The 2,220-nt window shown below is 55.0% G+C and carries 1 protein-coding gene; it reads right to left on the minus strand.

All coding sequences use genetic code 11. The features are described from left to right. Positions 1-87: 87 nt before the first annotated feature. Positions 88-2,127 carry an ATP-dependent DNA helicase RecG gene (gene recG, locus QZR21_RS09045; protein ID WP_296098706.1) on the minus strand — a complete coding sequence of 680 codons (2,040 nt, stop codon included), beginning with the start codon at positions 2,125-2,127 and terminating at the stop codon, positions 88-90. Positions 2,128-2,220: the final 93 nt, after the last annotated feature.

Genomic DNA, 2,220 nt, shown 5'->3' on the forward strand with positions numbered 1-2,220 from the left:
CAGAAGCTAGAAGCTCCATGCGAATGACTCTACCCATCCGCGCCGAACACAGTAGCTCGACAAACCGCAAGAGTCCGGGCAGCGGTCTCATTCCTTATATAATTTCTTAAAGAAAGCTCCACCGAAGCGGTGGGAGAGCTCCTCTTTGAAGTCCATACCCCGGTCCACCGCTTTTCCTGCCTCCCGCCGGGCATCTTCCAGAAGGGGCAGGTCCTTTACGATATCCGCCGCTTTCAGGTCCGGCATGCCGTGCTGGTGATATCCGAAAAATTCACCGCTCCCCCGAAGGAGCAGGTCCTTTTCCGAAAGTAGGAAGCCATCCTGGATCTCGCACATAAGCTTCATCCTAAGCTGGGTCACTTCATTCCGGTTATCGGAGTACAGGATACAGTAGGACTGGGCACTGCCGCGGCCTACCCGGCCTCGGAGCTGGTGGAGCTGGGACAGGCCGAACCGGTCTGCTCCGTAGACGAACATAATGGTGGCATTGGGCACGTTCACCCCTACTTCGATGACCGAAGTAGCCACGAGGAGATTCAGTTTCCCGTCGTGGAAATCCCGCATGACCTGCTCCTTTTCATCGTTCTTCATGCGGCCATGGACAAGGCCCACGTGAAACATGGGGAATACCTGGTTCTTCAGCTGTTCATACACCGACACCGCCGAAGCCAGGTCCTGCTTTTCACTCTGTTCCACCAGGGGACATACCACGTACACCTGGTGGCCCGCCGTCATTTCCCGGCCCATGAAATTAAATACCCGCCGGAGCAGGGGACTGCCGATGGCATAGGTCTTCACTGGATGACGTCCCGGCGGCATGCCTCGGATGGACGACACGTCCAGGTCCCCATAGATGGAAAGGGCCATGGTCCTTGGAATGGGTGTCGCCGTCATTACGAGGATATGGGGATATCCCCCCTTCGTTTCCAGTGCTTTTCTCTGTTTCACGCCGAACCGGTGCTGTTCATCGGTGATGACAAGACCCAGGTGGGCAAAAACCACGTCCTCCTCCATGAGGGCATGGGTGCCGATAAGGACATCGATGGACCCTTCTTTCAGGCCCTTCAGGATTTCATTCCGTTCCTTCGTCTTTGTCTGCCCCGAAAGATAGGCCACATGGATAGGAAGGCCCTTATAAAATTCCTGGAATGTCCGGTAATGCTGGCCAGCCAGTACTTCCGTCGGCGCCATGAGGGCACCCTGGTAGCCGTTTTCTACCACCTTCGCCAGGGCCAGGGCAGCCACGGCGGTCTTGCCGCTGCCCACGTCCCCCTGGATAAGGCGCTGCATGGGCACGAGGCCCTCCATGTCGTTTTCGATGTCCGTAAAGGCCTGCTTCTGCCCTTCCGTAAGGGTAAAGGGGAACTGATGGAGGACGGACCTCACCAGCTGGCCCGATGGCGCGCACTTGATGCCCATTACATGGCTCTGCCGCTTCTTACGCAGGAGCAGGATGCCGGCCTGCATGAAAAAGAGTTCCTCAAAAGCCGTCCGCCGCCGGGCTTCCTTCTGCTGCTCCCAGCTCACGGGATTGTGCATGGCCTTTGCCGCATCCAGCCGTCCCATGAGATGCTGGGATGCCAGGGTTTCCTCCGGCAGGTTTTCCACCAGGTCCTCCACATGGTCCAAAGCGAAAGAAATCATATTTCTCATCTGCTGGATCCGGATGCCCTCGGTCAACGGATAAATGGGCACCAGTTTTTTGAATGTCAGGAGTTCTTCCGGCGATACGAATTCGATTTCCGGATTTGATAACTGAAGTTTCCCATAGTTATACTCGATTTTCCCATAGGCCAGGACATGCATGCCCCGGCGAAACTGCTCTTCTTTCCAGGGCTGGTTAAAGTACACAAGGGTTACCGCTGAAGTACCGTCAGTCAAAAGGACATTCAGGATAGTCATGCTGCGGCGGGGCATAATTTTTCGGACATCCGCCACTTCCCCGTAAATTACGGCTTCCTCATCGGGGCGAAGGTCTTCCATCTTCGTGATTTTCGTCCAGTCCTGGTACCGCCGGGGATAAAAGGAAATCAGGTCTTCCACCGTATGGATTCCCAGTCGGCCCAGTTTCTCTTTCATCTTCGGGCCCACGCCTTTGACATATTGAACGGAATCTGATAACTTCATAGGGAAATCCTTTCTTATATATATGTAGAAGTACGGACTATTTCAGTTTGTCGAGCTGTTGGGCGGCGCTGATGGATAGAGTCATTCGTGCGG

Origin of the sequence: uncultured Dialister sp., from assembly GCF_900541605.1 — a bacterium.
GTDB lineage: Bacteria > Bacillota > Negativicutes > Veillonellales > Dialisteraceae > Dialister.

Excerpts from the sequence above, each read along its gene's own strand:
- recG (WP_296098706.1), bottom strand. The coding sequence starts at position 2,127 with ATGAAGTTATCAGATTCCGTTCAATATGTCAAAGGCGTGGGCCCGAAG.